The organism is Collinsella aerofaciens (assembly GCF_015560135.1).
Classification (GTDB): Bacteria; Actinomycetota; Coriobacteriia; order Coriobacteriales; family Coriobacteriaceae; genus Collinsella; species Collinsella aerofaciens_AN.
In genome coordinates this window covers 1-1,217 of the sequence record NZ_JADMRH010000053.1, presented here as the reverse complement: position 1 = coordinate 1,217, position 1,217 = coordinate 1, and the positions used below count along the sequence as shown (strand labels likewise).

1 protein-coding gene is annotated in these 1,217 nt (G+C 66.1%); it reads right to left on the bottom strand.

What is annotated here, in order from left to right; genetic code table 11:
• Positions 1–14: 14 nt before the first annotated feature.
• Positions 15–1,156, bottom strand: a protein-coding gene (locus tag I2H19_RS09880; protein WP_370448105.1) for an IS3 family transposase whose coding sequence is annotated in 2 segments (ribosomal slippage) — positions 15–898 and positions 898–1,156 — 1,143 coding nt in all. Because the reading frame shifts where the segments join, the coding sequence is not laid out codon by codon here.
• Between the last annotated feature and the right edge of the window lie 61 nt (positions 1,157–1,217).

The following is a 1,217-nucleotide window of genomic DNA, read 5'->3' as shown; positions in this document are numbered from 1 at the left end:
TGGATTGGCAACACCTATTTGGACGATTCCGGGAGGGACAGCCCCGCCTCCCTGAACTCGACCGGAGACATGTAGCCCAGCGTCGAGTGGATCCTGAAGTTGTTGTACCAGTGCACGTAGTCCGAGAGCTTGGCCCGGAGCTCGCGCGTCGTGCCGAACGTCTCGCGGTGGACGAGCTCGGCCTTCAGTATCCTGTTGGTCGACTCGTCGACGGCGTTGTCGTAGGGGCAGCCCTTGGCCGACAGCGACCTCTCAATGCCGAAGGCCTCGAGCATCAGGTCGATCTCGGCGTTGTCGAACTCGCTGCCGCGGTCCGTGTGGAAGACCTCGATGTCCGAGATGGGGAAGGAGAGCGTCGCGAACGCCGACTTGACCAGCCGGGCGTCCTTCCTGGGCCCGGCGGAGTGGCCGACGATCTCCCTGTTGTAGAGGTCGACGAGCAGGCAGACGTAGTTCCACGAGGCCCCGACGCGCACGTAGGTCAGGTCGCTGCATATATGGGTGCGCGGCGCCCTGCCGCCGAAGCCGCGCGCGACGACGTTGGGCACGTCGGCCTCGTTGACCGCCCCGGGGTGCACCTTGAACCTCTTCCTGCCGTATGCGCTGACCAGGCCGTTCTCCCTCATGATGCGGCAGACCCGGCGCCGGCTGACGGTGACGCCCGACCTCTCGAGCGACGCCTTTATCTTGCGCGAGCCGTACCGGCCCTTGCTGGCGGCGTGGGCCGCGACCACGGCCGGCGCGGCGGGGTCCGGCGCGGCGGGCCGGTCGGCCCGCGAGCGCATGGAGTAGTACGTCGACCTCGCGACGCCGAGGAGCCTGCACTGCGCTGATATGGGGTAGCGGCCCTCGTTGGCCGCTATGGCCCTCACTTTCGAGCGTATATCAGCGCCGCTTGTTTTAAGACGTCGACCTCCATCCGGAGCCTGCGGTTCTCGCGCTCGAGCTCCAGGATCCGGTTCTGCTCGGGCGTGCGGTTGCACGCGGCGCGCGGCGAGCCGGTCGCGTTTATCGACTTGATCCACCTCTCCACGGTGCTCTTGCCGAGGTCGTACTCGTCCATGATCTCGCGCTTGGGCTTGCCGGCGTTGTAGAGGTCGACTATCTGCCTCTTGAACTCGTCGGTGAAATGCCTCGGGTGCCTGGGGTCCCTCATATACGGCCCTCCCGTCTCCTGCGCCCCTCCCGGAACTGTCCACATCAGTGTAGCCAATCCA